This window comes from Nocardiopsis sp. ATB16-24 (assembly GCF_030271535.1).
Taxonomy (GTDB): domain Bacteria; phylum Actinomycetota; class Actinomycetes; order Streptosporangiales; family Streptosporangiaceae; genus Nocardiopsis.
The window spans coordinates 82484-108607 of the sequence record NZ_JASCXJ010000016.1; the positions used below are offsets into that span (position 1 = coordinate 82484).

Here is a 26124-nt window from a genome sequence, read left to right on the forward strand (position 1 = left end):
CGGCCGGAGATTCACGGGCGGACCCGTTACTTGTCTTCTTCCTTGCCGTCGGAGTCGGGCTCGACGGTCGCTTCGGGGGAACCCCCGCCGCCGGCCGTGTCCGCTCCGCCCGCGTCCGCGGCCTCGTCGCCCTCCACCGGGTCTCCGACCACCACGCGGGCCGGGCGCAGGATCCTCTCACCCATGCGGTACCCGGGCTGGAACACCTCGATCACCGACTGGATGGACAGACCCGGGGCCGGGACCAGGCTGAGCGCCTCGTGGACGGTGGGGTCGAACGCGTCGCCCTTCTCCCCGTAGCGCTCCAGACCCAACTTGGTGACCGTGGACTCCAGGGCCTCGCTCACCGCCTTGAACCCGCCGGTGAGCTCCTCGTGCTCCCGCGCGCGTCCGATGTCGTCCAGGACCGGCAGGAGTTCGTTGAGGACCTGGGCGGTGGCCATCTCACGGACGGCCACGCGGTCGCGCTCGACACGCTTGCGGTAGTTGGCGTACTCCGCCTGTACCCGCTTGATGTCGTTGGTGAGCTCGACGACCCGCTCGTCGGCGTTGATCGCCTCCGTGACCACCGACTCCGGAGTGTCCGGGACCTCCAGGGTCTCGTCCTCCAGGTCGGCCTCCACGACCTCCTCCTCGGCGACCTCGGGGATCTCCTCGCCGGCGTCGCCCTCGGTCTCGGGGTTTCTGACCTGGCCGGTCTCGGGGTCGATCCGACGGTTGTCGCGGATCACAGGTCCCTGGCGTTCCTCGTCCCCGCCGGCGCCGTTCGTGTTCTCCGACAGTGCCATCTGCGGCACCCCCTCCTTCCTCGGCTCGACCTCGGGTCAGGACTGGTTGCCCTTGCCGTTGTCCTCGTCGACGATCTCGGCGTCCACGACGTCGGCGTCCTCGGTGGTGTCCGACGCGGTGTCCTCGGAGCCGGCCTGCTGTCCCTGGCTGTAGATCGCCGAACCGATCTTCTGGCTGGCCAGGGCGACCTTCTCGCTGGCGGTGCGGATGACCTCGACGTCGGAGCCCTCCAGGGCGGTCTTCAGCTCCGCCACGGCCGACTCGGTCTCGGACCGCACGTCCGCCGGAACCTTGTCCTCGTTGTCCTTGATGACCTTCTCGGTCTGGTAGACGAGGGACTCGGCGTTGTTGCGGACCTCGGCCTCCTCGCGGCGCTTACGGTCCTCCTCCGCGTACTGCTCGGCCTCGCGGACCATCCTGTCGATGTCGTCCTTGGACATCGCCGAGCCGCCGGAGATGGTGACGGACTGCTCCTTGCCGGTGCCCAGGTCCTTGGCCGTGACGCTGACGATGCCGTTGGCGTCGATGTCGAAGGTGACCTCGATCTGCGGGACGCCGCGCGGCGCGGGGGGCAGTCCGGTCAGGTCGAAGACGCCCAGCTTCTTGTTGTACTGGGCGATGTCGCGCTCACCCTGGTAGACCTGGATCTGCACGGACGGCTGGTTGTCGTCCGCGGTGGTGAAGATCTCCGAGCGCTTGGTCGGAATGGTCGTGTTGCGCTCGATGAGCTTGGTGAACACGCCGCCCTTGGTCTCGATGCCCAGCGACAGCGGGGTGACGTCCAGCAGCAGGACGTCCTTGACCTCGCCCTTGAGCACACCGGCCTGTAGCGAGGCGCCGACGGCCACGACCTCGTCCGGGTTGACGCCCTTGTTGGGGTCCTTGCCGGTCATCTCCTTGACCAGGTCCACGATGGCGGGCATACGGGTGGAGCCACCGACCAGGACCACGTGGTCGATCTTGTCCAGGCTGATGCCGGCGTCCTTGATGACCTGCTGGAACGGGGTCTTGGTGCGCTCGACCAGGTCGGCGGTCAGACGCTGGAACTCGGCGCGGGTGAGCTTCTCGTCCAGGTGCAGCGGGCCCTCGGCCGAGGCCGTGATGTAGGGCAGGTTGATGACCGACTCGGTGGAGCTGGAGAGTTCGATCTTGGTCTTCTCCGCGGCCTCGCGCAGGCGCTGCAAGGCCATCTTGTCCTTGGACAGGTCGACGCCGTTGGAGTTCTTGAAGCGCTCGACCAGCCAGTCGACGACGGCCTGGTCCCAGTCGTCACCGCCCAGGTGGTTGTCACCGTTGGTCGCCTTGACCTCCACGACGCCGTCACCGACCTCCAGGAGGGAGACGTCGAAGGTACCGCCACCGAGGTCGTAGACGAGGATCGTCGCCTCGTCCTCCTTCTCCAGGTGGTAGGCGAGCGCGGCCGAGGTCGGCTCGTTGATGATGCGCAGGACGTTGAGACCCGCGATGGTGCCGGCCTCCTTGGTGGCCTGGCGCTGGGAGTCGCTGAAGTACGCCGGGACGGTGATGACCGCGTCGGTGACGTCCTCACCCAGGTAGGCCTCGGCGTCGCGCTTGAGCTTTTGCAGCACGAAGGCGCTGATCTGCTGGGGGTTGAAGGTCTTGCCGTCGATCTCCACCGACCAGTCGGTGCCGATGTGGCGCTTGACCGAGCGGATGGTGCGGTCGACGTTGGTGACGGCCTGCCGCTTGGCCACCTCTCCGACGAGTACCTCACCGTTCTTGGCGAAGGCGACGACAGACGGGGTGGTGCGGGCCCCCTCGGCGTTGGCGATGACCGTCGGCTCGCCACCCTCCAGGACCGCGACACACGAGTTCGTCGTACCGAGGTCGATTCCGACCGCACGTGCCATGGTTGCTTCCTCCGTCAGAGTTGAGTCGTTCAGGCGCAAATTTACTTCGTCGAGTGGTCGCTGTCAAATCAATTGAGTCAACCTGGCTCAACTTGTTTCCTACGCCTGGACAACGGGTGACCGGGTCGAGATGTTCCCGGTTCGCGGCATTCCGACGAAGAAAGAGGACGAATTCAGGGGTGACTCAGGGGGATCCTCGGGTCGGGCTCAGGGGCGCCCGTACGTCCTCGCGCTCTCCCGTGCGAATCCGAGCCGCGTCCCCCGGGCGTCGGGGTTCTTGCGTGGTGGTCGTTCCACTCCCGCGCGTGTCGCACCCTGGGAGGAGGGAGATCGCCGGTGGAAGCACTGATACCCCCGGTCGGATCCCCGCTGACCGGCGTCGGCTACATATAGAGGGACGTGCGGTGCGACGCGCGGGCCGGGTTCCGCGACCCGGTGGCGCACGGCAGGGGCGCGGAGTGTCAGGGGCAGGGGCCCCAAGGGGGGCCGTCCCGGGTCTCCGCGCTATTACCCGCAAGTAACATAGACTCGGAACGCCGGTGTGTGGCGCACCGGACGACGAAGCAGGATGGGAGGCCACGGACGATGCTGTACCTCATACTGGGCATCATCACCTCGGTCTTCGCCGTGGTCGCGTTCACCATGTTCGCTCTAGGCATCCGCCAGATCGTGCGAACCGTGAGTGTGGGCCGTGCGGTGGAGCCAGAGCGCAAGGGGCCGTTCGGACAGCGGTTGACCATGGCGCTCATCGAGATCATCGGACACGGGCGGATGCTCAAGCGCCCCTGGATCGGTGTCGCGCACTGGTTCGTGATGATCTCCTTCCCGCTGTTGGTCTTCACGGTGATCGAAGCGCAGGGCGAGGTCTTCGACCCCTACTTCAAGCTTCCGATCATCCATGACTGGACCGTCTACGGCCTGGCCATCGAGATCATCACCGCGGCCAGCCTCGTCAGCATCATCGGGCTGACCATCTACCGCCTGCTCAACGGCCCCCGCCGTAAGGGCCGTGACTCGCGGTTCACCAACTCCCGGCACTGGACCGCCTACTACGTCGAGGCCTACCTGTGGGGTCTGCTGATCTCGATCTTCGTGATCCGCGGCTTCAAGTCCGCCATGGGCGACTTCCCCTTCCCGGCCTGGGCCACCCCGATCTCCACCGGTCTCGGTCGGATCCTGCCCGGTGACCCCGCGATCGCCGAGCCGGCCATCGCCCTGGTCGCCGCGTTCAAGCTGATCATCAGCTACCTGTTCTTCGTCGTCATCGCCCGCGTGCTCACCATGGGCATCGGCTGGCACCGCTTCGTCGCACCGGTCAACATCTACTTCAAGCGCAACGCCGACGGCAGCCCGTCCAACGGCGCCGCCAAGCAGATGATGGACAAGTCCGGCACCAAGCCCCTCGACTTCGAGGAGGCCGACCCGGACGAGGACCCCTTCGGCGCGGGCAAGATCGAGGACTTCACCTGGAAGGGCCTGCTGGACTTCACCAGCTGCACCGAGTGCGGACGCTGCCAGTCGCAGTGCCCGGCCTGGAACACCGGTAAGCCGCTCTCGCCCAAGAAGGTCATCCTCGACCTTCAGCAGCACACCTACGAGAAGGCTCCGTACCTGCTCCAGGGCATCACCGCCGAGACCCTCGCCGAGAAGCCCGACGAGAGCCACGCCGGAGTGGACGTCCTCGCCCTCCTCAACCGGCCGCTGGTCGGCACCGAGGAGGAGAACGGCGTCATCCACCCCGACGAGCTGTGGTCCTGCACCAACTGTGGTGCGTGCGTCGAGCAGTGCCCGGTAGACATCGAGCACATCGACCACATCCTCGACATGCGTCGCTACCAGGTGATGGTCGAGTCCAACTTCCCCTCCGAGGCCAACACGCTCCTGAAGAACCTGGAGAACAAGGCCAACCCGTGGGGCATGGCCGAGGACCGGCGCATGGACTGGATCGAGGAGCTGGCCTCCCAGGAGAACCCGGTCGAGGTCCAGGTCGTCGACGACAAGCTGCCCGAGGACACCGAGTACCTGTTCTGGGTCGGCTGCGCCGGTGCCCTGGAGGACCGCGCCAAGAAGACCACCAAGGCCATCGCCGAACTGCTGGACATCGCGGGCGTCAAGTTCGCGGTCCTCGGCGGCATGGAGGCCTGCACCGGTGACCCGGCGCGTCGCCTGGGCATGGAGTACGTCTTCCAGATGCTCGCCCAGCAGAACGTGGAGACGCTCAACGAGGCCGGGGTCACCAAGATCGTGGCCAGCTGCCCGCACTGCTTCAACACCCTGGCCAACGAGTACCCGCAGCTCGGCGGTACCTACGAGGTGATCCACCACAGCCAGCTGCTGGCCAAGCTCGTGGAGGAGGGCAGGCTGACCCCCGTCAACTCCGTGGACGAGAACATCACCTACCACGACCCCTGCTTCCTGGGCCGTCACAACAAGGTGTACACGCCGCCGCGCGACATCATGGCGCAGGTGCCCGGGGTCAAGACCCAGGAGATGCACCGCCACAAGGAGCGGGGCTTCTGCTGCGGCGCCGGTGGTGCCCGCATGTGGATGGAGGAGCGGATCGGCAAGCGCATCAACACCGAGCGGGTGGACGAGGCGCTGACCACCAACCCCGACACCGTCTCCACCGCGTGCCCGTTCTGCCAGGTCATGCTCGGCGACGCGATCAACGAGAAGAAGTCCCAGGGCGAGGCCAAGGAGTCGCTGGAGGTCGTGGACGTCTCCCAGCTGCTGCTGCGCTCGGTCAGGAACGAGAACCCGACCGAGGGCGAGCCCAAGGAGAAGGCCGAGGCCTGACCCGCCGGCCGACGCCGACCCACCCCGAGGGGGCCGGTCCGACACCCTGGTGTCGGACCGGCCCCCTTCCGCGTGTTCGGGCGGGCTCCCCGCCGCTCAGGGGGCCAGATGCTCGGAGAGGAAGTCGTCGAGGACGTGCCGGGTGGTCTGAGAGGCGAACCCGCCCCAGTTGATGTCGAACATGTGCTCCGTCCAGGGCAGTTCCAGGTGCCGGTGCGCGACCCCGGCGGCGTCGAGCCGGGAGACCAGGCGGCGGTTGTCCTCGGGGTCCAGGAACAGGTCGTGACCGGAGGTGATGACCAGGGTGGGCGGCACGTCGGGAGAGACATGGGTGATCGGGGACATCGACGCGTACTCCTCGGGCACCTCCTCCAGGGTGCCGCCCGTCATCCGTTCGGCGCCCTCGTCCAGCTCCTCCCGGATGGGGGAGTGGCGCTGGCGCCACGGCACCCGCGGTGCGTCGGCGGTGCCGTCGGCCACCGAGTACCAGGCCACGACCGCGTCGACACCGACGTCGGGCACATCACAGCTCGGCGGGATCTGCTCGTTCGAGGTGTAGGCGGCCAGCATGGCCAGCAGACCGCCCGCGGACTGGCCGTTGACGGCGAGCCGTGAGGCGTCGGCACCGTACTCTTCGGCGTGCTCGCGCGCCCAGCCGATGGCGCACTTGACGTCGGAGACCGAGGCCGACCAGTTCCCGTCGGGGAAGTGCCGGTAGTCGACGTCGAAGACCACGTGTCCGCCGTCGGCGAGCCAGGTGTCCCAGCGGGGGAACAGGCTCTGGGGCAGGTCGTCCGCGCCTCCGTGGACGTTGACCACGATCGGCAGCGGGGCGTCGCCGTCACGCTCCGCGGGCTCCCACACGTCCAGTTCCAGTTCCTCGGGCCCGTGGGGGCCGTCCTCGGTCCGCAGGTAGACGTGGGTCCGGGGCGCGCGGTCGGTGTCGGTGGCGAACCCGGCGGTGTACTGGCCGAGGTCGAGCCGGACGCCCTCGGTACGGGCGGTGGACCAGAGCGCGGCGGGCGGGACGAGCGCCATGACCAGGAGGGCCCCGTTGACCACGGCCGCCGTCGCGGCCAGGCGGGCTCGCCCCGGCCGGAGGCGTCTCTCGGGGGCCCGTCCCCGGGAGAGGAGCGCCAGGACCAGGCCGATCGCCGCCGGAGCGGCGAGGAGCAGGCTGAACTCCAGCATCAGGAGTCCGTACTGCCAGGCATCCCAGGACAGGGGAGGAAGCAGGACGAGTGCGGCGGCACCCGTGCCGACCAGCGCCGTCGCGCTCGCCAGGACGAGGGCGGACCAACGTCCGACCGTGGTCGGACGGGGGGACGAGGGGGAAGGGGGCATCACGCCCTCCTTTCAATACGGTCGTATCGATACGAATGTATCAGCAGGAGGAGTGTGTCAGAATGCGTTCGTGCCCAGGTATGTGGACAAGGACGAGCGTCGCCGCCAAGTGGCCGGAGCGCTTCATCGGATCGCCGCGCGTGAAGGACTGGAGAAGGTCAGCATCCGCACTGTCGCGGCCGAGGCGGGACTCTCCGTCGGCGCCGTCCAACGTGACTTCGGCACCAAGGACGAACTGCTCCACTTCGCCCTGCGCCAGATGCTCGCGAACGTGGCGAAGCGGATCTCCGAGGTCCGGATCGGGCCCGGACGACTCTCCTTCGCCGAAGGACTGCGTCGGGTCCTCACCGAGTTGCTGCCCACCGACGACGACCGCCTGGCCGAAGCCCGCGTCTGGTCCGCCTTCTACGCGCGTGCCGCGGTGGACGACCGCTTCGCCGACGTGCTCGCCGAGCTCGACGCCCACTCGCGTGAGGCCCTGCGCGCGGCCGTGGGTTGGGCCGTCGAGACGGGGGAACTGGCGCCGGGACAGGATCCCGACGCCCTGGTGGAACTCCTCCTGGTCCTGGTGGACGGAGTCTGGCTCAGCGCCGTCCGTCAGCCGTCGGGAACCCCGCTGGACGCCCCACGTGCGGCGGTGGAGGCCGCGATCACCGCGCTCACCGTCGCGAGGAGAGACGATCGGGCCGCCGACGCGCGGGGATGACATTCGTCAGTGCGCGATCCAGGAGGTTCGACACCGAAGTCGGTGACAACGGCGTCTGTGCCGCGCGCACGGCTCACGCGATCCTGGAAGCATGACCACGACAGCGAACACCACGGCGGCCGGCGCGGACGGTCGAGGCACCACCGCCGACCCCACGGTGGTGGTACGGGACCTGCGCCAACACTACGGCGACTTCGAGGCCGTCAAGGGCGTCTCCTTCGAGATCCGCCCCGGTGAACTCTTCGCCCTGCTGGGCACCAACGGCGCGGGCAAGACCACCACCATCGAGACGCTGGAGGGCTTCCGCCGCCCCAGCTCCGGCACCGTCCGGGTCTTCGGCCTGGACCCCTACGGTCAACCCACCGGGGTCCGTGAACGCACCAACGCCGTCCTCCAGGGCAGCGGTCTGCTGGAGGACCTGAGCGTCGCGGAGACCATGGACCTGGCCCACGACCTCGCCGCCGACCCGGCGAACACCGACGAGATCCTGGAACTGGTGGGCATCGCCGACAAACGCGGGGTCGCGGTCCGTCAGCTGTCCGGTGGCCAGAAACGTCGCCTGGACCTGGCCCTGGCCCTGGTCACCCGACCCGAGGTGCTGTACCTGGACGAACCGACCACCGGTATGGACCCCGAGGCGAGGCACGAGACCTGGCGGATCATCGCGGGCCTGAAGAAGGACGGGGTCGCGATCCTGCTCACGACCCACTACCTGGAGGAGGCCGAGCGGCTCGCCGACCGGCTGGCGATCATGCATCGCGGAGAGGTGAGGGTCGAGGGCACCCTGGCCGGTGTGCTGGCGGGCTGGGGCGACCGGGTGAGCTTCCTGATCCCGGCCGACGTGCGCACAGGTGACCTGCCCGCGCTCCCCGGCACCGAGGTGGCGGTGGAGAGCCGTGACCAGGAGCTGTGGGCCACCTACACCGCCATGGGCGACGACGTGTCCGACAGGGCGCACCACACGGTCGCGGCGCTCATCGCCTGGGCGGCCGAGCACGGAACCACGCTCAAGCACCTCCAGGTACGTGGAGCCTCCCTGGAGGACGTCTTCCTCCGGGTCGCCGACGGCGCCGCCGACCTGGTCCACGGCTGAGCGGGCCCCTCACCGCACCCACCCCACAGAGCCCCTCAGGAGCCCCGATGAGCACGACCACCACCGCCCCGGCCCGCCCCCGGCCCACCATCGGCTGGGCGAGACAGGTCCTACGCCTGTCCCGGACCGAGTTCACCCTGTTCGTGCGGTACAAGACCGCCTGGATGTTCCTCGCCCTGCCGCTGTTCGTGTCCCTCATGACACTTCAACTGCCCAACGACGAGGTCGTACCCGGCTTCGGCACGTCCGACCTGGCCATGGTCGCGTCGATCAGCACCGCCGGCCTCATCCTCGGCGTCGGACATCCCTCGAACGTCTTCACCGCCCGCCGTGAGTCGCTGGTCCTCAAACGGCTGCGGGTGAGCGGCGTCCCCCAGACGGTGATCTTCGGCGCGACCATCGCGGTCGTGCTCCTGTTCTCCCTGATCATCACCGCGCTGGTGGCAGGTGTGATCTTCGCCCTCTCCGAGGCGCTGCCGCGAGACCCCCTGATGCTGCTCACGGCCGTACTCCTGAGCGGTGTCATGTTCTCCCTGTTGGGTCTGCTCATCACCCCGCTCGTCCGTAACGCGGAGGCCGCGCAGATGGCGGCGATGGTGCCGATGACGATCCTGCTGTTCGTCGGTGGCGGGGTCATCCCGCTGGAGTTCCTGCCCGAGACCGTCCGCCAGGTCGTGGGTCTCCTCCCCTCGGTCCCCGCCGGCGAGATGGCGCAGGCCGCCTACACCGGTCACGACGTGTTCGGCGGTTTCGCGGACGCGGAGGAGAAGACCCTCCTGGGCCTGTGGGCCGCGGCGCTGCCCTCGATCGGTGTGATGCTCGCCTGGACCGTGGTCCTGGGGCTACTGGTGCGCCGGTACTTCCAGTGGGACCCCCGTCGACCCTGAGCGGACCCGCGGACCCGGCCTCGGGCGGAACGGGAACGGACCGCTCCGCCCGACACGGCACACTGAGTCCGTACACGAACACCGGGGACGGGACGTCCCGGACGAGGCGTGGAGTGACCGCCCCGCCCGGAGAACCCCGTCCCTCGCGAGGAGACACCGCGTTGAGACAGGACGCCACGCCGACCGACGGCGACCGGAAGAACAGACGCAAGCTCCGTATCGCCCGACGCGTCATCCTCGGGTCGATGCTGGTCCTGGTCCTCTTCGTCCTGCTCATCCCGGCCCTGGACGTCACGATGGCGGGCAGCGGGGGCGACATCGCCCCGTGGCGCCCGATCGTCTCCCAGATCGTCGCGCTTTCGCTCAGCGTGCTGCTGTTCCTCCTCCTGCGCGGCAGACTCGACGGACGACGCGAACCCGATCGCCGGATCTACTGGGCGTCGATCGCCCTGGCGGTGATCGGCTCCGCCACCGTCCAGATGCCCCTGTACTCCATGTTCTTCCTGGCCTCCTGGTGGGCCATCGGGATCTTCGTGACCCCTCGCAGGCTCGCGACCGTGGTCACACTCGGCCTGCTGGCGACGCCCTGGTTGCTCTTCCCGTTCGACCCCATGGCCACCGACCCCCTCGTCCACCTCGTGGTGTGGGTCGTCTCCAGCCTCTGGGCGTTGTTCCTCGCCGTGGGCTCCCTGAGTTCCCTCTGGCTGTGGGACATCACCAACGAGGCGGTCCACGGTCAGGCCGCACGCGCCCGGCTGGCGGTCACCGAGGAGCGTCTGCGCTTCTCCAGGGACATGCACGACCTGCTCGGCCACAGCCTGTCGGCCCTGGCGGTCAAGGCAGAGCTGGCGAGCAGACTGGCCGAACGCGCGCCGGAGCGGGCCGCCATGGAGATGGGCGAGGTGCACGAACTCGCCCGCGAGGCGCTCCACCAGGTGCGCACGGCGGTCAACGGTTACCGCGAGATCGACCTCGCCGACGAGGTGGCCGCCGTGAGCGCCGTCCTGTCCGCCAACGGCACCCGGGTGTCGGTCACCGGCCTGGACGGTCTGGAGCCCTCTCCCCGCCAGGCCTCCCTGGCCGCGTGGGTGGTCCGGGAGGGCGCCACCAACGTGTTGCGGCACAGCGACGCCGGCGCATGCCAGATCGCCTTCGTCACCACCCGGGGCGCCGACATGGGCCGGGCCCTGGTGGTGGAGGTGGCCAACGATCGGGCGCACGGGCGCGGGGACGGTGAGGAGTCCTCCGGCAACGGGTTGGCGGGGTTGTCCGAGCGCGTCGCGATGGCCGGGGGCGCCCTGTCCGCCTCACGCACCAAGGACGACGGTTTCCTGCTCCGGGCGGTCATCCCCTCGTGACCGGCCTCAGGACAGTCGCAGGCTGTCGAAGGCCTCGTCGATGGCGGTGGAGACCGCCTCGCCCCCGTTCGTGTTGAGCCCCAACACGAACGCGCCCCTCTGCTCGCCCGTCTTCACGAGAAGGAAACGCCCGTAGGTCCCCTCCGCGCCCTCCACCGCCGCTTCGAAGGCGGGGGTGCCGTCCACCTCCGTGGGGCCGGAGGTTCCCAGTCGCAACGATCCGATGTCCGAGACCATGCCGCCCAGTGCGTCCAGAGCCAGACGCGCCCCGGCCACCGGCAGGGGTTCCACGGCCAGGAGGTCCCGGTTCCCCGTGACGATGAACGCGTCCGGATCGGCGGGGGAGCCGTACACCGCGTAGGAGGAGTATTCCGGGGGGACCTCGTCGTCGCCGAGCCGGCGCCAGTCCTCATCGGGCAGTCGGTAGGACAACCCCGACGCGGGATCATCGACCATGTCCTCCCCGGCGGTGGACGTGTCGCCGGTGTCCCGGGCTCCGGGGTCCTCCTGGGTCGCTCGTCCGTCGGGAGCGGCCTCCCCCTTCGAGGACGAGGACAGAGGCCCGTTCCCCGACAGGAACCAGATCAGACCGACGGCGGTCACGAGCAGGAAGACGGAGGTCACCGCGAGCGCGACGACCAGGGTCACCCTGCGCGCGGAGTCCGGTTCCCTCGAAGGTCTGCGGCGCGCGGCGGTACCGTCCGGGGTCCTTCGGTGGTCCGGGTCCTTCGTCTGCATGTGCTTTCCGTGCCTCTCCTGGCGGGCTTCACCTCGGGGCGGACGCCCCGCCTGAGGCAATACCCCGCGGAGGGGCCGGCAGATCCGAAGTGGGATGGCCGGATGGGGCCGTTCGCCGTACACGCGGCGAAGGCGACGCCGCCCGGGTCAGAAGGGCCAGCCGACGAGCGGAGGAGTGGACGGACCGGCCGCCGAGAGGAGCACACCGAGCGGTGGCGGGAACATGTCGCCCAACGGCACGGCCTCCGGAAGGACGCGTGCCTGGGAGGACAGGGGGCCGGTGTCGGGGAGGACACGGACGCGGGGCTCCTCCTGGCACGGCTCCGGGGACGGCGGCCTCCCGGCCCGCTCGTCGGGGACGCAGGGACCGACCCCCGTGTGCGTCGGACCGGGCAGCCGGCCGGGTTCCGGTCCGGTCGAGGCGTCCACGTCCACGGACGACAGGCCCAGGACCCGGTCGATCTCCTCGGTGCTGAGCGGGTGATCGGCGTCGGCGACGGCGATGAGCACCTCGGCGTACAGCTCGATCTCGTCCAGGGCGACGTGGTCATGGAGGAAGGGATGGTCGCCCAGGCGCGGGTACGTGTCGTATTCCATGTGCGCTCACCTCCCGGAGACGACGGCGCCGCGGAGGGTCGTGCCGGTCGGCCGCGGACAGGCCGACGCGGACTCCGGACGTGACGGGGCCGGACCCACGTGGCATGGGGCTCCAGGCTATGCGGAGGCGACCGGACCGCGCATGACCCGTGAGGACCAGTGGAGGGGTCACCCGGGTTAGCCAGAGCGCATCGAACACCGGCGGAGACGGTGCTTTCGGACCATCGTCCCCCTCGCCCCGCGCCCCTCCACCTCCCTCTTCCCGGTCGACCCCGGCCGTGGTTCCGAGGGCTTCGCCGGACGCGCGGATCAGGCCCAGTCGACGCTCTGGTGCCGTTCGGCGAGCGCGGCGTAGTGGACCGGGGTGTGCTGGAGCACGAGCCGGTCGTCATCGCCGAGTTCGCGGATCACCTTGCCTGGCACACCCGCCCACAGGGTGTTCGGGGGGACGGTCTTGCCCGGAGGAACGAGGGCGCCCGCGGCCACGAGGGCGCCCCGCCCCACCCTGGCGCCGCCCAGGACGATCGCGCCGATCCCGATGAGCGCGCCCTCCTCCACGACGGCTCCGTGCACCATCGCCTTGTGCCCCAGGCTCACGTCGTCGTGCAGGATCGCGGGTTCGCCGGGGTCGGAGTGCAGGCAGCACTGGTCCTGGATGTTGACCCTGTCCCCGACCACCACGTCCTCACTGTCCGCACGCAGTACGGACCCGTACCAGACGCTGCTCCGCTCGCCCAGGCGCACGCGTCCCACCACCACCGCGCCGGGCGCGATCCACGCCGTGGGGTGGATGTCCGGTCGTCCGAAATCCGCACTCCCCACGCGCGGTGCCGTGGGTCCGTTCTCCGCCTCCGCCGCACTGCCCATCCGTGCCCCTCCCTGAGTACCGGTGTTCGCCGTTCCAGCCGTCGACGGGTGGAACGGCCGGAAGTTGACCGCTCTGCCCCCGTACGGGGATGATCGCGCATACCTTAGTAAGAACGTGACCAAGGTCCACACGGTGGTGTACCCCGTCGGTGATCTTGACGCGATCGCGCCACGCGTGTCTACCTTGGTCTTCTGGACGGTGTCCACGGCGTCACACCCCTTCCCCGGCCGCCGCTCTCCCCCAGGCGGGCGGACCGGGAGAGAACAGAAGGACACTTTCGGTCGGATGTCGTTAACAGGACTCGATGGGTGTCCTTGTGACAATGGGTACGGGTCAACTCGCACCTTCTGTGACGTGCAGTCAAACGGTGTAAGGACATGAAAGGCACATGAGCGATATGTTGCCGGGCGGCGGACTGCAACAAGACAGGTTCCCGACAGTGCGCAAGGGCGGCTATGACAAGGCGCACGTCGACGACTACTACGTACGGATGGACAACCAGTTCAAGAGCCTCCGTGAGCGTCTGCAACGGATGGACGACGAACTGGAGCAGTACAAGCGCGATCTCGCCATCGCCCGCGAGAAGGCTCAGGTCAAGCCTGAGCACGAGCAGATCAGTGAGCGCATGGCGGAGATCCTGCGGATCGCCGAGGAGGAGGCCAAGGAGCGTCGCTCCAAGGTCGAGGCCGAGGTGAAGGAGGCCCAGAAGAAGGCCCAGGAGGAGATCGCCAAGCACCGCAAGGACGCCGAGCAGCACGCCGAACGGGTCCTGTCCTCCGCGCGCTCGGAGGCCACCGATCTGGTCGACAGCGCCAAGAAGGAGGCCGACCAACTGCGTGACCAGGCCCGGAAGGAGGGCGAGCGGCGGCTGAGCGAGGCCGAGGCACGGGCGAAGAAGATCCATGAGACGGCGGATCGCAGGCTCGCCACGCTGACCGCCACCCACGCCGAGGCCCTGCGGCGACTCAAGGACATGCACTCGACCCTGGCCGACCTGGTCGAGGCCGAGGACAAGGCGGGTCCGCTGGAGACCGGTCTGGGGCGTGAGGAGACCGCCTCGGATCGGGAGGAGAAGGACGAGCGGGCGCAGGCCGCGTCCGGTCAGGACAAGAAGCCCCGGCAGGAGCAGGTCGCGTCCGGTCAGGACAAGAAGCCCCAGCCCGCCGGTGCGGCCAGGCCCGAGGCCGACCGCGGGAAGGGAGAGGCGGCCACCAAGGTGACCGCGCCGTCCCAGTCGGAGGCGGACGAGGCGACCGTGCGGATCACTCCGGTGGCCAAGCCGGACCGGGGCGGACAGGACGCGCCCAAGGTCGACCGGACCTCGGTGGGAGAGGGGAAGAAGGAGGGCGGCCAGAGCGCTCCGGCGCAGACCGTCTCCCGTCCTCCGCAGGGCAGCCGCTTCAACGGCCCCGCGCCGGAGGGCGCCCAGGGGCCGTCGGTCGCGCGGACCGTCGGTGGTGACCCGGGTATCACCGGTGTCTACCGGCACCCGGAGGTCGGTCCCCACCAGCCGCCCAAGGGCGAGGAGAGCGTGCGGGTCGTCCGTAAGCAGTAGACGCCCGTGGGGCGGAGGGCTTCCGGGCGCCGAACACACGCGTACGTGAGGCGATCGGCCGGAGGGCATCGGTGTCGATCCGCCCACGAAACCGCTTTTCCGGGGGCGGGGCAGAGCCCCGCCCCCTGGTGTTTTGTGGTCGGTTGTAGGGCGAAGTCCGCCTTGTTGCGGGCTGTCGGCTACGATGCCGACAACCATGATTATCCGCGCGGCCATCAGGTCCGACCTCGGTGCGATCCTGCGTCTGCTCAGGGAACTCGGCGACACCACCCACACGCAGGGCGCTCACGTCCGTATGTCCTCGGCCGCCGTGCGCGCCTGGACGCGGATGGAGAACGACCCCGATCGCACGATCCTCGTCGCCGAGCAACGTGGACAGATCATCGGCACCCTGGGTCTGCTGGTGGTGGCCAACCTCACCCACGACGCCCAGCCCTGGGCGGTGGTGGAGAACGTCGTGGTGGATCCCCAGACCCGGGGTCGCGGTATCGGCCGTGCCCTGATGGAGGACGCGCTCGACCGGGCGACCCGGGCGGGCTGCCACAAGGTCGAGCTTCTGCTCCATGAGAGCGGGCCCGAGGCCCACCGCTTCTGCGCCTCGCTGGGTTTCGCGGACTCCACCGAGGGTTTTCGCCGCTACCTCTGACCGGTGCGCCGCTCGTTCAGCGCCGCGACTCCTTCTCCGAGCCGCCGCGCAGCGGTACGCCCTTCATGAACAGCACGGTGAGCAGGCCGATCACCGCGATGGGCACGCCGGCCAGGAACACCCCCTGCATGGCGTGGTCGAAGGCCCCCACGACCACCTCGCGGATCGGCGCGGGCAGGGCGTGCACCAACTCGGGGGACCCTTGCGCGGACTCGCCCGCCCGGGACAGCCCGATCGACAGCTCCCGTGCGCCCGAGTCGACCCCCGCCTCGGCGTCCTGTGTCATCTGGGCACGCGCCTGGGCCGCGGCCTCGGCCAGTCGGGTGTTGAGCCGCCCCACCATCACCGCGCCGAACGCGGCCACACCGGTGGCTCCGCCCAGGTTACGGAAGAACACGACGGAGGCCGTGCCGGCGGCCATGTCGTTCACCGGCAGGGAGCTCTGGGTGGCCAACAGCAGGATCTGCATGCACAGGCCGAGACCGAGACCCACCAGGATCTGGCCCACGATCACCGTGGTCAGCCCGGGGTCGAGGTGGGCCTGGCTGAGTGAGGCGAAACCGAGCACGCACAGCAGCATGCCCACGACCGGATAGGCCTTCCACCGACCGTTGCCGCCGACCGCGTAGCCGGAGCCGATCGAGGTGGTCAGGAAGGCCGCCACCAGAGGAAGCGTCATCATGCCGGACACGGTCGGTGTCATGCCGTGGACCATTTGCAGGTACTGCGGCATGTAGATGATCAGGCCGAACATCATCATGCCGACGCAGACCGAGCTGAGAGAGGCCAGCACGAACGTGCGGTCGCCGAACAGTCGCGCCGGGATGATCGGCTCCCGCGCACGGCGCTCCACCACCACGGCGGCGACGGTGAGGAGGACGGACGCCCCACCGAGGAGGTAGGACGGCGGAGAGTTCCAGGCGATCTGGGTACCGCCCAGGCTGAGCAGGACGATCGCCGTGCTGGCGGCGCTGAAGATCAGACTCGCGCCGAGCCAGTCCACCGGTGCGTCCCTGCGGGGGACGAACGGCATGGTGAACATGAACTGGATGACGACGAAGGCGCACAGGGCCAGCGGAACGGTGATGAGGAAGCACCAGCGCCAGCCGAGCGGACTGTCCACCAGGAATCCGCCGACCAGAGGGCCGAGGACCGTGGAGACGCCGAACACCATGCCGATGAGACCGCTGTAACGGCCGCGCTCACGAGGGGCGACGACGTCTCCGAGGATGATGTTGGGCAGCGTGGCCAAGCCTCCGACCCCCAACCCCTGAAGGGCCCGGGCGGCGATCAGCCAGTTGATGTCCTGCGCCAGACCCGCCGCGATCGAGGCCACGATGAAGACGACCAGGGCCACCTGGAAGAGGAGCTTGCGGCCCCAGATGTCGGAGAGCTTGCCCCACACGGGTGTGGACGCGGTCATGGTCAGCAGGGCCGCCGTGGCGACCCAGGCGAGCCTGTCCTGCCCGCCGAGCTCTCCCATGATCGTGGGCAGCGCGGTGCCCACGATGGAGTTGGTGAGCATCGAGGTGAGCATGGCCAGGACGAGGCCGAACATGATGCGGCGCACGGCACGACGCGAGGGCAGTGCGGGGGCGTCGGACGGTTCCGTCGGGGGCGTGGGCGCGGACGTGCCGGGGACGGAGACGTTCGGCGCGGGGGCCTTCGGGGGGTTCACGGTGCTGAGGGAGGGATCATCGGAGGTCTCCGTTCGCACGACCGGGTCGGACTCGGCGTCGGCGGGAGGGTTGCGAGGCGCGGATCTCCGACGCAATGAATACTCCACGCGAGGCCCCCCGATCGCGGACGCAGGAAAGGCCCCGCGGTGACACGTGGGGCATCGTTCTCCCTCAGGTATATGTAAACACTGTTGACCTGTCAAATCGATATCTCTCCCCACGTTTCGGTATGCGAGGGGTCCACGAAGGTGCCAATCTGGAGGACCGAAAACCAGACCGCAGCCGCCAAGGGGTGTGCAGATGGACCGTCCGGGGGAGACCGGAGGCGGCACCGGGCCGACACGGGGACGTGAGGCCACCAGGGCCCGCATCCTCGCCAGCGCCAAGGAGTTGTTCACCAACGAGGGGTACGGCTCGGTGTCGTCGAGGATGATCGCCTCGCACGCAGGCGTCAACGTGGCGCTGATCAACCGCTACTTCGGCGCCAAGCGTGGACTGCTGACCGAGCTCCTGCGGGAGGACGGCGTCTTCCCCGGCGTCATCGAGGGTGATCCCGCCACGCTCACGCGACGTCTGGCCGAACACTCGGTGAGCCGTCTGCACGGCGAGGGCACCGCGCTCCAGCGGGCCCTGGACGACTCCGCGGGCGACCCCGACCTACAACTGGTCTACCAGGAGAGGATCACCAGCGCGATGATCGATCCGCTGACGGTCTACCTGGGAGGAGACCGCGCCCGAGGCCACGCCTCCCTGATGGCGGCGGTGATGCTGGGACTGACCCGGGTACGGCGGGTGGAGGGGGCGACGGCGCTACGCGCACTGGATCGAGACTTGCTCAGGGACAGGATCCAGGCCCTTCTGGAGCTGTGCCTGGAGGACTTCGCCGAGGATTCGGGCGAGAAGGCGCGGCCGTGGGAGGACGAACGGGAGGATTGAGGGACCTCCGGGGACCGGGGAGGTCGTCGGTCGTCCTCGGATGCCTCAGACCACTCAGGCCAGGGTGGGGAGGGAGGAGATGATCGCCGCGACGGCGATCACGGGCAGGATGAAGGCCCAGTACTGCATCGGCACGAAGAAGAACGTGTGCGAGTTGCGGTAGAGCACGGGCTGTCCTGTCCCGGGGTGGAAACCCTGGACGGGTGCGTTCCACTTCTGGCCGAGGAGGAACACGGCGACCGAGGCCAGGGCCAGACCCAGGCCGACGCCGAAGCCGGCGCTTTCCGTGCCCAGGAGGGAGGCGGCGCCGAAGCCGAGGGGGACCGCGAAGAGCGCGCCGATCAGCAGGACGAGGATGCCCCGACCCTTCCAGATGATCATGGTGTTCCTTGTATCGGTAGGGGTTTTCGGACTCGCGTAGGCTAGCGGAAACCTCGGACCAATTCCCCGGTATTTACCGGAAAGAGGGATATCCACTATTTCCGTCTCGGCGGCCTGTCGCGGGCCACGGCCGACGACACCGGCGGACCCTCCCACCAGGCGGCCCTCGTCCTCACCGACCGGGGCGCCGTCCCCGTGGGCGCCGCCGACCTGGTGGTCTTCGACCCCGACGCCGTGGCCGCCCGCGCCACCTACGAGCGGTCCCGCCGGAGCCCGGTGGGCACCCACCACGTCCTGGTGAACGGGGAGTTCAGCGTCCGGGACGGGCGCCGCACCGACAGCCTGCCCGGCAGAGGTCCCTCCGGAGGAACCGCGGCTGAGCCCCCTCGCCGACCGGCGCGTCGAACGCCGCGTGGCACCCGGCCCGGCGCTCTCGGTCGGGGCCACACGAGGCATGGGATCGAAGGGTCAACCGATGACGATGGCGCCCGCGAGGACCGGATCGCCGAAACTCACCGACCCGTGCCCGGAGGCCAGGGCGCGACTGCCCTGACAACTGGTACCCGAGAAGAGCGCGAACTTCACCTTGCCCTCCGTGGTGATCCCGGTGACGCCGCCCTGCCCGGTCTTGAGGGTGCGGCACCCCCCGTTCTCCACCTTCTGTTCGTAGCCGGACTCGAAGGTGACTCTGACCTGGGGGGCCTGCTCCTCTCTTTGGGTCAGCCCGGCGATCGCTCCGGCGATGGTGGCGGACATGGTGGCGAGGTTCGCAGGGCGGATCGGCACGTGACTCCCCTTCTCTGCCGGGCTCGCGTGGGCGCGACGGCCCTTGACGAGTACGGAGCTGATTACTCTGTGTCATTTAGCTACAGGACCACGGGAACCGAGGGGAGCCCCGGCGGAGTGTCGGCGGATTTCTCCAGGTCGTGCGTGCGGCGGTGTCGAGGACGGGAGGCCGAGCGCCATGGATAGGATGAGATTCGCCCGGAAGTGAGGAGGAAGAGCCCGATGAGCCTCCTTCTCGCGTTCTTCGAGTTCCTCGTCCTGGGCGTCGTCCCCACCGAACTGCTGCCGGCCCCGCTCGCCCTGGCCCTCGTCCTGATCACCATCGGCGCGGCCCTCACCTGGTGCGTCCTGCACGGCGCCGGGGCCGGACTCGCCAAGGACACCGCCACGGGTGCGGGACACGCGATGCGCCGCCGGTCCGCGCGGGCGCCCGTGCCCGCTCTTCGCGATCCCGACGCGGACGGACATCCCCGTCCACGAGCACCGGGAGCGGCCCTCCCGGCCGCTCGCTGACCGTCTCGACGACCACCCGCGCGCCCTCGCGCGCCCGTTCCGTCTCCGCCCGCCTTTTGGCGTCCCCGCCGTGCCCCGGTGCCCCGCGCCTTCGGCGCGTTCGGGACGTGACCCGGGGGTCCTGTGTCGAGCGGCGGTCCCGAGCGGCCCGACGTCTGTCTCTCCCCTCCGGACGAAGGGCCATCCCACCATGTACGACTTCGGGCCGATCTCCGCGGCCATGACCCTGCTCTCGACGACCCTGAGCACCTTCACCTCACTGCTCACACCCCTTGTCGGAGGTGGAGCGGCGGGGATCGCGGTCCTCCTCCTGACCGTGGTCGTGCGCCTGCTGCTCGTCCCCCTGGGGGTGATCCAGGTCCGTGCGGAGAAGTCCCGCGCGCGCATAGCCCCGCTGCTGGCCGAGATCGCGGCGAAGCACAAAGGGAACCCCGAGAAGCTCGTGGCCGAACAGCGCAGGATCTACACCGAGGCGGGCACCTCACCGCTGGCGGGCTGTCTGCCCGCCCTCGCCCAGATCCCGCTCATGATCTCCCTCTACGGGGTGTTCGTCGGGGCGGGCGACGCGGAGGAGCCGATGCTCGCGCACACCTTCGCGGGCGTGGAACTCGGCGCGACCATGTTGGCCGGTGCCGACGGGCCGGTCGTGGCGCCGGTGTTCGCCGTCGTCCTGTCCCTGATCGCCCTCGTGGCATGGGCCAACCGGCGCTATCTCATGTTGCCGACCATGCGGGCGAACGCGGTGGCCGACCCACACCGGCCGCAGTTCGCCTTCCTGAGCCACGTGCAGTTCGTCACCGTGGTGGTGGCCGCGTTCGTGCCGCTGGCCGCAGGCCTGTACCTGTTGGCCTCCAGTGCCTGGGCACTGGGCGAACGGCTTCTTCTGCGCAGGGTGATCCCCGATTGAGCGTCGGCGGTCAAAAGTCCACGCTGACGCAGGCCAAGCGGTCCCCGGCCGTGCCGGCCTCGCCCTCCCCGGTGTTGGTGTGGTGCTCGTGCAGGACCAGGGATCGGGCCTCACCCTCGCGGAACTCCCAGTCCACCGTGGCCTCGCTGACGGCGTTCCCGCTCTCGTCGGTGGTGAAGTCGAGCCAGACCTCGTTCTCGGGGTTGGCGTACTCGGGATCGGTGGAAGGCTCGTCCTCGGTGGCCGCCGGGTCGACCTCGTTCTGGTAGTGGGGGCCGGCGTCGGCGGGGTCCTCACCACAGGGACGGGTGTGCACATGGGCGCCGAAGTCGCGGTCGGCCTCCAGACCGGTGCCGGTGAACCGCACGGAGGTCTGTCCGTCCTGTTCGCGCACCTGGACGTCGGAGGTGGCGCCCTCGGGAACGGCCGTCTCGTCGTAGGTGATGGCCCCCGTGCCCTCACCGGGGGGCAGGAAGGTGGAGGCCGTCACGCTGGGAGACGCGGTGGCCTGGATCCCCCGGGCGTCGTCCGTGGCGGCCGACTCCTCCTCGACCACGGGGGGCTCCGCGTCGGCGCATCCGGAGGCGAGGAGCGCGGTCAGGGCCAGGCCGACGGCGAAGGGTGCGGTGCGCATGACGGACTCCCGATGTCTTCTGGACGGTCGCACGCAAGACTACCCAAGGTATCGAATGAATAACTGAGCGTGCGAGTTCTGTGTCGACGGGGAGGGAAAGGCGTCCTGTGTGTGAAGGATCCCGACCAGGGTCGGTGCTCACACGACAGAAGCGGGCGCTTTTCGGCTTCCTCGAAGGGGGATCGTATCCCTGGGTGTCCAGCCTAGGGCCGAATGCGCCTCTGGGGAGCGCCCGAACCACGCTTTTCGGCCATGCGGCGGTTCCGGATGTTCGCGCTCGCGGTGGCCCGTGGCGTACGAGGAGAGTCGCCCCGTCACCCTGTGGCCCACGCTCCCGTGGTGATGGGACACTGGTGATCGACCACGATCCGCGGCGAACAGGTGCTATGCGAACGATCAAACGCGACGGCGAGTACGAGCTGGAGATCCGCAAGTCCCGCTTCATCTGCGCGCTGGCCAGGGTGGGCGACGAGGACGCGGCGCGTGCCTTCATCGCCGAGCGCCGCAGGGAGCACTGGAACGCCACCCACAACTGCACCGCCTACGTACTGGGGGACGACGGAGGAGTGCAGCGCTCCAGCGACGACGGGGAGCCCGGCGGAACGGCGGGGGTGCCCATGCTGGAGGTGCTCCGGCACCGCCGCCTCACCGACACCGTCGCCGTGGTCACCCGCTACTTCGGCGGGGTCAAACTCGGCGCCGGCGGGCTGATCCGGGCCTACGGCGGAGCGGTGTCGGCCGCCGTGGACGAGATCGGGATCCTGGAGCGCCGCGAACTGCTCGTCGTGGACGTGTTCGCCGACTACATGCTCGGCGGACGCCTGGAGAGCGACCTACGGGACTCCTCCCTGACCGTGCGGGACGTCGCCTACGCCGACCGGGTCCGCATCGAGGTGGCCCTGCCCGAGGACGACCTTCCCGGTTTCGAGGTCCGCCTGGCCGAACTGACCGGAGGCAGGGCAGAGTTCGAGGTGAAGGGCACCACGATGGTGGAGGTGGAGCCCTGAGGACGTGCGGGGAAACGCTCACGTAGCAGTAACGAGTGGCGCCCCAGGGTGTGCACGTGTCATGACGCGGCTTAGGATTTTGCCGTAAACGTCACCGTTCGTGGGGGAGAGACCGTCCATGCGCAGCTCTCGGGTGCCCCAGGCTTTCACCTGTGGCCTCGCGGTGCTGCTGATCACCGCGTGCACAAGCGATGCGGAACCTCCCGCGCCTCCGTCGCAGAAGGAGCCGAGCCCGATCCCCACGGCCTTCGAGGGCGAGGCCCCGCCCGGGATCGAGGGCGAGGTCCTGCGGTACCTGCACGGTGACGCCGCGGACGTCCACGAGATCCTCGACGACCCCTTCGGTGTCCGGATCAGCCCGGTGGGCGACGCCCTCCTCATCAGTTCCGGCGGCGAGGACCGCCACCTGCTGCACGACGCGGCCACCGGCGAGACCCTGTGGGAGGGCCAGGCGCGCTTCCGAGGCTTCGACACCGACCGTGACGGTGGACAGGTCCTGCTCATGGCCGACACCGAGGGAGCGCCGTTCGTCCTGGACGCCCGAGGCGAAACGGTGTGGGAACCCGCCGAGGAGGGCGACGTCTACCTCGACGGACTGGCCGTGCGCCGCCCCGACGAATGGTCCTCGGAAGAGCCGTTCGGTGCCTTCTCCCTGCTGGACGCCGAGGGCGACGAGTTGTGGTCCTACGACTTCGAGGCGCCGCCCGAGCCGGAGGAGGACTCGGGCGAGGAGGACTCCGAGGAGGGCGAGGAGGACCCGGACGAGTCCGGTGGGGGACCGGAACCGGGCGTTCCCGTGGCGGTGTCGGGCGACCTGGTCCTGCTCGCACACGGCGGTCCCGGTCTGAACGCCTACTCGGTGGACCCCGACGCCGAGGACGCCGGTGACGAGGACGACGAGGACGCCGACGCCGAGAAGGTGTGGGCGGTCGACGGCGAGGACGCGGACCTGGGACTGTCGACCTCAGCGCCCGCCCCCGCACCGCAGGTGCTCGGCTTCTACCCGCTGCCGGGGGACGAACCGGAGTCCCCGGCCGAGGAGGAGGACGACACTGAGGACGACGGTGAGGACGCGGACGAGGTCCTGCTGCTGCGCTGGGCCTACACCGAGGCGCCCTCCGTCCTCACCGCGCACGACCCGCGCGACGGCGACCTGGTGTGGTCCCTGGAGGAGCCGGGGACCAACCCGGTGGCCGACCCCTTCCACACGGCCAGGGCTCCGGGCGGCCTGCACGACGCCGCCACGGGCACCCTCCTGCTGTCCCAGGCCAGCGGCGCCGCCCCCATGATCGCGATCGACCTGGCCACCGGAGAGGTCCTGTGGGGACTGGAGGAGGAGGCCGGATCCATCTCGCCGGCCTTCGCCTTCGACGGTCTGGTCTACGGCGACTCCCGTGCCAGCACGGGCGAGGACCGGCAACTCGTCCTCGACGCCGTCACGATGGACGTGGTCGAGGACGAACTTCCGGCCTATGTGGAGGCGGTCACCGAGAGCGGGCACGCCGTCCTCGTGCAGGACCGGCAGCGCTTCGTCTACGGTCCCCCACCGCAGGAGGAGGAACCGAGCCCCTCTCCGAACCCTTCGCCGTCCGACGACGCGAGCTGAACCGACGACGTGGCCTCGGAAAGGGGCTTCGTGGACCGAGGCGGCGGGATCGGCGACGACCGGGCCGTCCGCGAGGAAACCGACTGTGGCTGATGCCCGGCGGGCTCCCCGCCGGGGCGGGGGCCCACTGGGATGGGATGGGAGCCCGCCGGCGAGGGAGCCGCTGGCGGGAGAGCCCGTTGGGGTGGGGGGAGCCCGCCGGCGAGGGAGCCCGTGTCGCTATCGGGCGAGGTCGAAGGCGGCCCAGGTGTGGGTGCCGAGGTCACCGAAGCGGCAGACGCGGGAGTATCCCCAGGCTGTGGACAACTCCCCGACCATGAGCAGCCCGCGTTGGCCCTCGGCCTCGTCCCACTCGGCGGCGGTGCGCGCCTCGGGGATCTCCGGAACGCCCCCGGACAGTCCGTCGTCGGTGAACCCCAGGGTCACCGAGCCGTCGTCCACCAGCCACAGGGTCCGGACGACGCGCCCGTCATCCCCTCCCGAAGCGGTGTACTTGACGCAGTTGGCGAACAGCTCGCTGCCGCACAGGACCAGCGTCTCGGCGACGTCCTCGTCGAACCCCTCCAGGTCGGCGCGCAGGTCGCGGCGGACCCGGGACAGGTGGGAGAGGTCCCCGGGGTAGAGGCGGTGCTCCCACAGGCGGGTCGGGGTCATGCTCCCACCCCCGCAGTCTGCTTGTGCTCCTGCTGGGCCTGCCACCGGCGGACGGCCTCGGCGAGGTCGTCGAAGGTGACCGGCGGCGGGTCGGAGGCGAGCAGGTCGCCCTCGGCGATCCGGGGTTCGGGGATGCGCGGCGCGGCCCACCGCTGGAGGCGCGCGGTCGCGGCGGCCTGGACACGGCTCTGTTCGTGGGCGGTGTAGTAGGGCCTGACCAGGGGAAGGTCGTCGGCCGGGAAGACCTCGCGCGGCTCGGCCAGGCGCGGGGCGGCGGGGGGAAGCGGTCGGACGGCGGGACCGGGGTGGGCGGCGTAGCGGCGCACGCGGGTCGAACGTCGGCGGACGTGACGGCCACGGGGAGAGGCGAACAGCGCTCGCAGGAGCCCGAGGGCATTCCTGAGGAGCGCGGCACTAAACTGGCTCACGCTGGCAATCCTTGGGTTGAAAGAAGTTGAATTGCTGGCCATGGCCCCGGGCGCTGACAGAGCGTCGCGGGGTCACGATTTCTTCGGTTGTGCGGCCAGAATAGGGCACGGCGGGGCCGCGTGCACACTTTTCGCACAGAACGCCGAAGAATTTCTCAGGAAGGGTGTTCTGGCTGGTCAGGATGCCGTTGGGCTCCGGGGATAAAAGAAAGAAGTCCCATTCGCGGTGATCTTGCTCCCAGCGTCATTGTGAACAGTCGAAGTCGACGCTGGGAGCAAGATCACGGGGGCAGGCGGCGGAGAGGCCGTCCCCGCTCAGTCCCCGCTCGTCTGAAGCTTCTGGTAGAAGGCGAGCGACCCGCCGTTGATCATGTACGCCTCGTACGGGCTGACGGTGTCCTCAGCGGAGTCCACCCACGCCACTCCGCCATCTTGCGCGTAGCAGAGGAAGTCCGCCGGGTCCTCGGCTCCGGGCACCATCACGACCACGTCGTCGGTGTCGCAGAACACCGCCTCCGCCTCGGAGTAGTGCCGCAGCCAGTCCTCCAGGAACTCGCGGGTCACCGGCATCTCGGGGTACTCGAACGAGAACTCCACCCCGCCCGCGACCTCCTCGGAGGTCACCGGGAATTCGAGGTCGACCCCGCCGTAGGTGAGCGTGCACACGGTGGACAGGTCGTCCGGGCACTCGGCGACGGCGTCGGGATCGACCTCGCCCGCCACCCCCGAGACGTCCGACAGCAGGTGCCATGCGGCGCGCTCATGCACCGGCGCAGACTCGTCGGGCTCGGCGGGCAGGTCGGACAGGTCCGCCTCCGGCGGGTCGGCGGGGACCTCGCCCTCCACGAGCAGCGCGGACAGGTCCTCCCGGGAGGCCTCGCTCAGATCCCCCCGCGCGGATCCGCCCGACTCCTCGGCGGTGCCGCCGCCGCAGGCGGTCGCGGTCAGGGCGAGAGCGGCCGTCAGGGGGAGGAGGAACTTCCACGGGCGCAGGGGCATCGTCGGGTTTCCTTCGTGGTCGTTGTCGGGAAAAGGGGGACAGGACGTCGTTCCGGAGGGGTGTGATGCTCCTGGGGTCGGGGTGGTTCTCGCTTTCTGCACGCGATGTAGCGGTGTGGTGACCGCCCCTCGCCTTTCCCTGCCTTTTCCCGTGGCGCTTCTACGGTCTGCCGCCTTCCCCCGTGATCTTGCTCCCAGCGTCACTGGGGGCGTCCGGCAGTGTCACCCGGAGCAAGATCACCGGGGAAAAGGCGTGCTTCTCCACCCGGGCGGCACCGAGGAAGGCCGTCGAGGAAGGCCGTCTGCCGTCCCCCGGTGGGAGTCGGGGCCAGGTGAGCGTGCCACG

The 26124-nt window shown here is 69.5% G+C and carries 25 protein-coding genes; 12 read left to right on the forward strand and 13 right to left on the reverse strand.

Annotation, left to right across the window (positions count from 1 at the left end; all coding sequences use genetic code 11):
* Positions 1-26 precede the first annotated feature (26 nt).
* Both grpE and dnaK read right to left on the reverse strand, forming a co-directional pair.
* Entirely contained in the window at positions 27-788 is a 762-nt protein-coding gene (gene grpE, locus PFX91_RS17160) for a nucleotide exchange factor GrpE (RefSeq protein WP_285733112.1), read from the reverse strand.
* Positions 789-824: 36 nt separating this feature from the next.
* Positions 825-2660: a molecular chaperone DnaK gene (dnaK, locus tag PFX91_RS17165; RefSeq protein ID WP_285733114.1), complete on the reverse strand. Its 1836-nt coding sequence runs from the start codon at positions 2658-2660 to the stop codon at positions 825-827.
* A 585-nt stretch (positions 2661-3245) separates the two neighbouring features.
* Between dnaK and PFX91_RS17170 the strand changes: the two genes are divergently transcribed.
* Positions 3246-5456, forward strand: a complete 2211-nt coding sequence (locus PFX91_RS17170) for a (Fe-S)-binding protein (protein ID WP_285733116.1) — start codon at positions 3246-3248, stop codon at positions 5454-5456.
* A gap of 96 nt (positions 5457-5552) precedes the next feature.
* Here PFX91_RS17170 and PFX91_RS17175 read toward each other — a convergent pair whose 3' ends face one another.
* A complete protein-coding gene (locus PFX91_RS17175) occupies positions 5553-6800 on the reverse strand; it encodes an alpha/beta hydrolase (RefSeq protein ID WP_285733118.1) in 1248 nt (415 codons plus the stop codon).
* Positions 6801-6870: 70 nt separating this feature from the next.
* On the opposite strand from PFX91_RS17175, the gene PFX91_RS17180 reads away from it, so the two are divergent.
* The 4 genes from PFX91_RS17180 (at position 6871) to PFX91_RS17195 (ending at position 10844) form a co-directional block, all read left to right on the forward strand.
* Positions 6871-7506 carry a TetR/AcrR family transcriptional regulator gene (locus PFX91_RS17180; protein ID WP_285733120.1) on the forward strand — a complete coding sequence of 212 codons (636 nt, stop codon included), beginning with the start codon at positions 6871-6873 and terminating at the stop codon, positions 7504-7506.
* A gap of 91 nt (positions 7507-7597) precedes the next feature.
* The gene (locus tag PFX91_RS17185; protein WP_285733123.1) at positions 7598-8599 is read left to right on the forward strand and encodes an ABC transporter ATP-binding protein; all 1002 of its coding nucleotides are present in this window, start codon (positions 7598-7600) and stop codon (positions 8597-8599) included.
* 47 nt (positions 8600-8646) lie between these two features.
* Complete coding sequence (locus tag PFX91_RS17190) at positions 8647-9486, forward strand: ABC transporter permease (RefSeq protein WP_285733125.1); 840 nt, start codon at positions 8647-8649, stop codon at positions 9484-9486.
* A 161-nt stretch (positions 9487-9647) separates the two neighbouring features.
* Positions 9648-10844: a sensor histidine kinase gene (locus tag PFX91_RS17195; protein WP_285733127.1), complete on the forward strand. Its 1197-nt coding sequence runs from the start codon at positions 9648-9650 to the stop codon at positions 10842-10844.
* A 6-nt stretch (positions 10845-10850) separates the two neighbouring features.
* Here PFX91_RS17195 and PFX91_RS17200 read toward each other — a convergent pair whose 3' ends face one another.
* The 3 genes from PFX91_RS17200 to PFX91_RS17210 all read right to left on the reverse strand — a co-directional run bounded on the left by PFX91_RS17200 (position 10851) and on the right by PFX91_RS17210 (position 13046).
* Complete coding sequence (locus tag PFX91_RS17200; protein ID WP_285733129.1) at positions 10851-11582, reverse strand: hypothetical protein; 732 nt, start codon at positions 11580-11582, stop codon at positions 10851-10853.
* A gap of 147 nt (positions 11583-11729) precedes the next feature.
* Positions 11730-12179, reverse strand: coding sequence for a hypothetical protein (locus tag PFX91_RS17205; protein WP_285733187.1), 450 nt, complete (start codon positions 12177-12179; stop codon positions 11730-11732).
* A gap of 309 nt (positions 12180-12488) precedes the next feature.
* Positions 12489-13046, reverse strand: a complete 558-nt coding sequence (locus tag PFX91_RS17210) for a gamma carbonic anhydrase family protein (RefSeq protein WP_285733131.1) — start codon at positions 13044-13046, stop codon at positions 12489-12491.
* Between the two features lie 398 nt (positions 13047-13444).
* Here PFX91_RS17210 and PFX91_RS17215 point away from each other — a divergent pair, with 398 nt between their 5' ends.
* Complete coding sequence (locus PFX91_RS17215) at positions 13445-14602, forward strand: coiled-coil domain-containing protein (RefSeq protein WP_285733181.1); 1158 nt, start codon at positions 13445-13447, stop codon at positions 14600-14602.
* Between the two features lie 196 nt (positions 14603-14798).
* Positions 14799-15248, forward strand: a complete 450-nt coding sequence (locus PFX91_RS17220) for a GNAT family N-acetyltransferase (protein ID WP_285733133.1) — start codon at positions 14799-14801, stop codon at positions 15246-15248.
* A gap of 16 nt (positions 15249-15264) precedes the next feature.
* On the opposite strand, the gene PFX91_RS17225 is transcribed toward PFX91_RS17220, so the two are convergent.
* Positions 15265-16926 (reverse strand): MDR family MFS transporter, encoded by a 1662-nt coding sequence (locus PFX91_RS17225; RefSeq protein ID WP_502888327.1) that lies wholly within the window; start codon positions 16924-16926, stop codon positions 15265-15267.
* A 301-nt stretch (positions 16927-17227) separates the two neighbouring features.
* Here PFX91_RS17225 and PFX91_RS17230 point away from each other — a divergent pair, with 301 nt between their 5' ends.
* Positions 17228-17863 carry a TetR/AcrR family transcriptional regulator gene (locus tag PFX91_RS17230; RefSeq protein WP_285733134.1) on the forward strand — a complete coding sequence of 212 codons (636 nt, stop codon included), beginning with the start codon at positions 17228-17230 and terminating at the stop codon, positions 17861-17863.
* Positions 17864-17917: 54 nt separating this feature from the next.
* On the opposite strand, the gene PFX91_RS17235 is transcribed toward PFX91_RS17230, so the two are convergent.
* The gene (locus PFX91_RS17235) at positions 17918-18244 is read right to left on the reverse strand and encodes a hypothetical protein (RefSeq protein ID WP_285733136.1); all 327 of its coding nucleotides are present in this window, start codon (positions 18242-18244) and stop codon (positions 17918-17920) included.
* Between the two features lie 468 nt (positions 18245-18712).
* Entirely contained in the window at positions 18713-19030 is a 318-nt protein-coding gene (locus tag PFX91_RS17245; RefSeq protein ID WP_285733138.1) for a hypothetical protein, read from the reverse strand.
* A gap of 222 nt (positions 19031-19252) precedes the next feature.
* Between PFX91_RS17245 and PFX91_RS17250 the strand changes: the two genes are divergently transcribed.
* A complete protein-coding gene (locus PFX91_RS17250) occupies positions 19253-19543 on the forward strand; it encodes a DUF6412 domain-containing protein (RefSeq protein ID WP_285733140.1) in 291 nt (96 codons plus the stop codon).
* Between the two features lie 190 nt (positions 19544-19733).
* On the forward strand, positions 19734-20450 hold the full coding sequence (gene yidC, locus PFX91_RS17255) for a membrane protein insertase YidC (protein ID WP_285733142.1): 717 nt from the start codon (positions 19734-19736) through the stop codon (positions 20448-20450).
* 10 nt (positions 20451-20460) lie between these two features.
* Here yidC and PFX91_RS17260 read toward each other — a convergent pair whose 3' ends face one another.
* On the reverse strand, positions 20461-21084 hold the full coding sequence (locus tag PFX91_RS17260; RefSeq protein ID WP_285733144.1) for a superoxide dismutase family protein: 624 nt from the start codon (positions 21082-21084) through the stop codon (positions 20461-20463).
* Between the two features lie 386 nt (positions 21085-21470).
* Between PFX91_RS17260 and PFX91_RS17265 the strand changes: the two genes are divergently transcribed.
* Positions 21471-22091, forward strand: coding sequence for a YigZ family protein (locus PFX91_RS17265; RefSeq protein ID WP_285733147.1), 621 nt, complete (start codon positions 21471-21473; stop codon positions 22089-22091).
* Positions 22092-22209: 118 nt separating this feature from the next.
* Positions 22210-23697, forward strand: coding sequence for an outer membrane protein assembly factor BamB family protein (locus PFX91_RS17270; protein ID WP_285733149.1), 1488 nt, complete (start codon positions 22210-22212; stop codon positions 23695-23697).
* Between the two features lie 219 nt (positions 23698-23916).
* Here the strand turns inward: PFX91_RS17270 and PFX91_RS17275 are convergent, their stop codons facing one another.
* The 3 genes from PFX91_RS17275 to PFX91_RS17285 form a co-directional block, all read right to left on the reverse strand.
* Positions 23917-24351 carry an ATP-binding protein gene (locus PFX91_RS17275; protein WP_285733151.1) on the reverse strand — a complete coding sequence of 145 codons (435 nt, stop codon included), beginning with the start codon at positions 24349-24351 and terminating at the stop codon, positions 23917-23919.
* Positions 24348-24779, reverse strand: coding sequence for a hypothetical protein (locus PFX91_RS17280; RefSeq protein ID WP_285733153.1), 432 nt, complete (start codon positions 24777-24779; stop codon positions 24348-24350). The genes PFX91_RS17275 and PFX91_RS17280 overlap by 4 nt, the downstream gene beginning before the upstream one ends.
* A gap of 315 nt (positions 24780-25094) precedes the next feature.
* Positions 25095-25778, reverse strand: a complete 684-nt coding sequence (locus PFX91_RS17285; RefSeq protein ID WP_285733154.1) for a hypothetical protein — start codon at positions 25776-25778, stop codon at positions 25095-25097.
* Positions 25779-26124: the final 346 nt, after the last annotated feature.

What these genes read in the sequence shown, in the direction of transcription:
- grpE (WP_285733112.1), bottom strand. Translation starts at nt 788, where the DNA reads ATGGCACTGTCGGAGAACACGAACGGCGCCGGCGGGGACGAGGAACGC.
- PFX91_RS17200 (WP_285733129.1), bottom strand. Translation starts at nt 11,582, where the DNA reads ATGCAGACGAAGGACCCGGACCACCGAAGGACCCCGGACGGTACCGCC.
- PFX91_RS17235 (WP_285733136.1), bottom strand. Translation starts at nt 18,244, where the DNA reads ATGATCATCTGGAAGGGTCGGGGCATCCTCGTCCTGCTGATCGGCGCG.
- PFX91_RS17270 (WP_285733149.1), top strand. Translation starts at nt 22,210, where the DNA reads ATGCGCAGCTCTCGGGTGCCCCAGGCTTTCACCTGTGGCCTCGCGGTG.
- dnaK (WP_285733114.1), bottom strand. Translation starts at nt 2,660, where the DNA reads ATGGCACGTGCGGTCGGAATCGACCTCGGTACGACGAACTCGTGTGTC.
- PFX91_RS17275 (WP_285733151.1), bottom strand. Translation starts at nt 24,351, where the DNA reads ATGACCCCGACCCGCCTGTGGGAGCACCGCCTCTACCCCGGGGACCTC.
- PFX91_RS17220 (WP_285733133.1), top strand. Translation starts at nt 14,799, where the DNA reads ATGATTATCCGCGCGGCCATCAGGTCCGACCTCGGTGCGATCCTGCGT.
- PFX91_RS17285 (WP_285733154.1), bottom strand. Translation starts at nt 25,778, where the DNA reads ATGCCCCTGCGCCCGTGGAAGTTCCTCCTCCCCCTGACGGCCGCTCTC.
- PFX91_RS17170 (WP_285733116.1), top strand. Translation starts at nt 3,246, where the DNA reads ATGCTGTACCTCATACTGGGCATCATCACCTCGGTCTTCGCCGTGGTC.
- PFX91_RS17260 (WP_285733144.1), bottom strand. Translation starts at nt 21,084, where the DNA reads ATGCGCACCGCACCCTTCGCCGTCGGCCTGGCCCTGACCGCGCTCCTC.
- PFX91_RS17215 (WP_285733181.1), top strand. Translation starts at nt 13,445, where the DNA reads ATGTTGCCGGGCGGCGGACTGCAACAAGACAGGTTCCCGACAGTGCGC.
- PFX91_RS17175 (WP_285733118.1), bottom strand. Translation starts at nt 6,800, where the DNA reads ATGCCCCCTTCCCCCTCGTCCCCCCGTCCGACCACGGTCGGACGTTGG.
- PFX91_RS17190 (WP_285733125.1), top strand. Translation starts at nt 8,647, where the DNA reads ATGAGCACGACCACCACCGCCCCGGCCCGCCCCCGGCCCACCATCGGC.
- yidC (WP_285733142.1), top strand. Translation starts at nt 19,734, where the DNA reads ATGTACGACTTCGGGCCGATCTCCGCGGCCATGACCCTGCTCTCGACG.
- PFX91_RS17210 (WP_285733131.1), bottom strand. Translation starts at nt 13,046, where the DNA reads ATGGGCAGTGCGGCGGAGGCGGAGAACGGACCCACGGCACCGCGCGTG.
- PFX91_RS17230 (WP_285733134.1), top strand. Translation starts at nt 17,228, where the DNA reads ATGGACCGTCCGGGGGAGACCGGAGGCGGCACCGGGCCGACACGGGGA.
- PFX91_RS17185 (WP_285733123.1), top strand. Translation starts at nt 7,598, where the DNA reads ATGACCACGACAGCGAACACCACGGCGGCCGGCGCGGACGGTCGAGGC.
- PFX91_RS17250 (WP_285733140.1), top strand. Translation starts at nt 19,253, where the DNA reads ATGAGCCTCCTTCTCGCGTTCTTCGAGTTCCTCGTCCTGGGCGTCGTC.
- PFX91_RS17265 (WP_285733147.1), top strand. Translation starts at nt 21,471, where the DNA reads ATGCGAACGATCAAACGCGACGGCGAGTACGAGCTGGAGATCCGCAAG.
- PFX91_RS17205 (WP_285733187.1), bottom strand. Translation starts at nt 12,179, where the DNA reads ATGGAATACGACACGTACCCGCGCCTGGGCGACCATCCCTTCCTCCAT.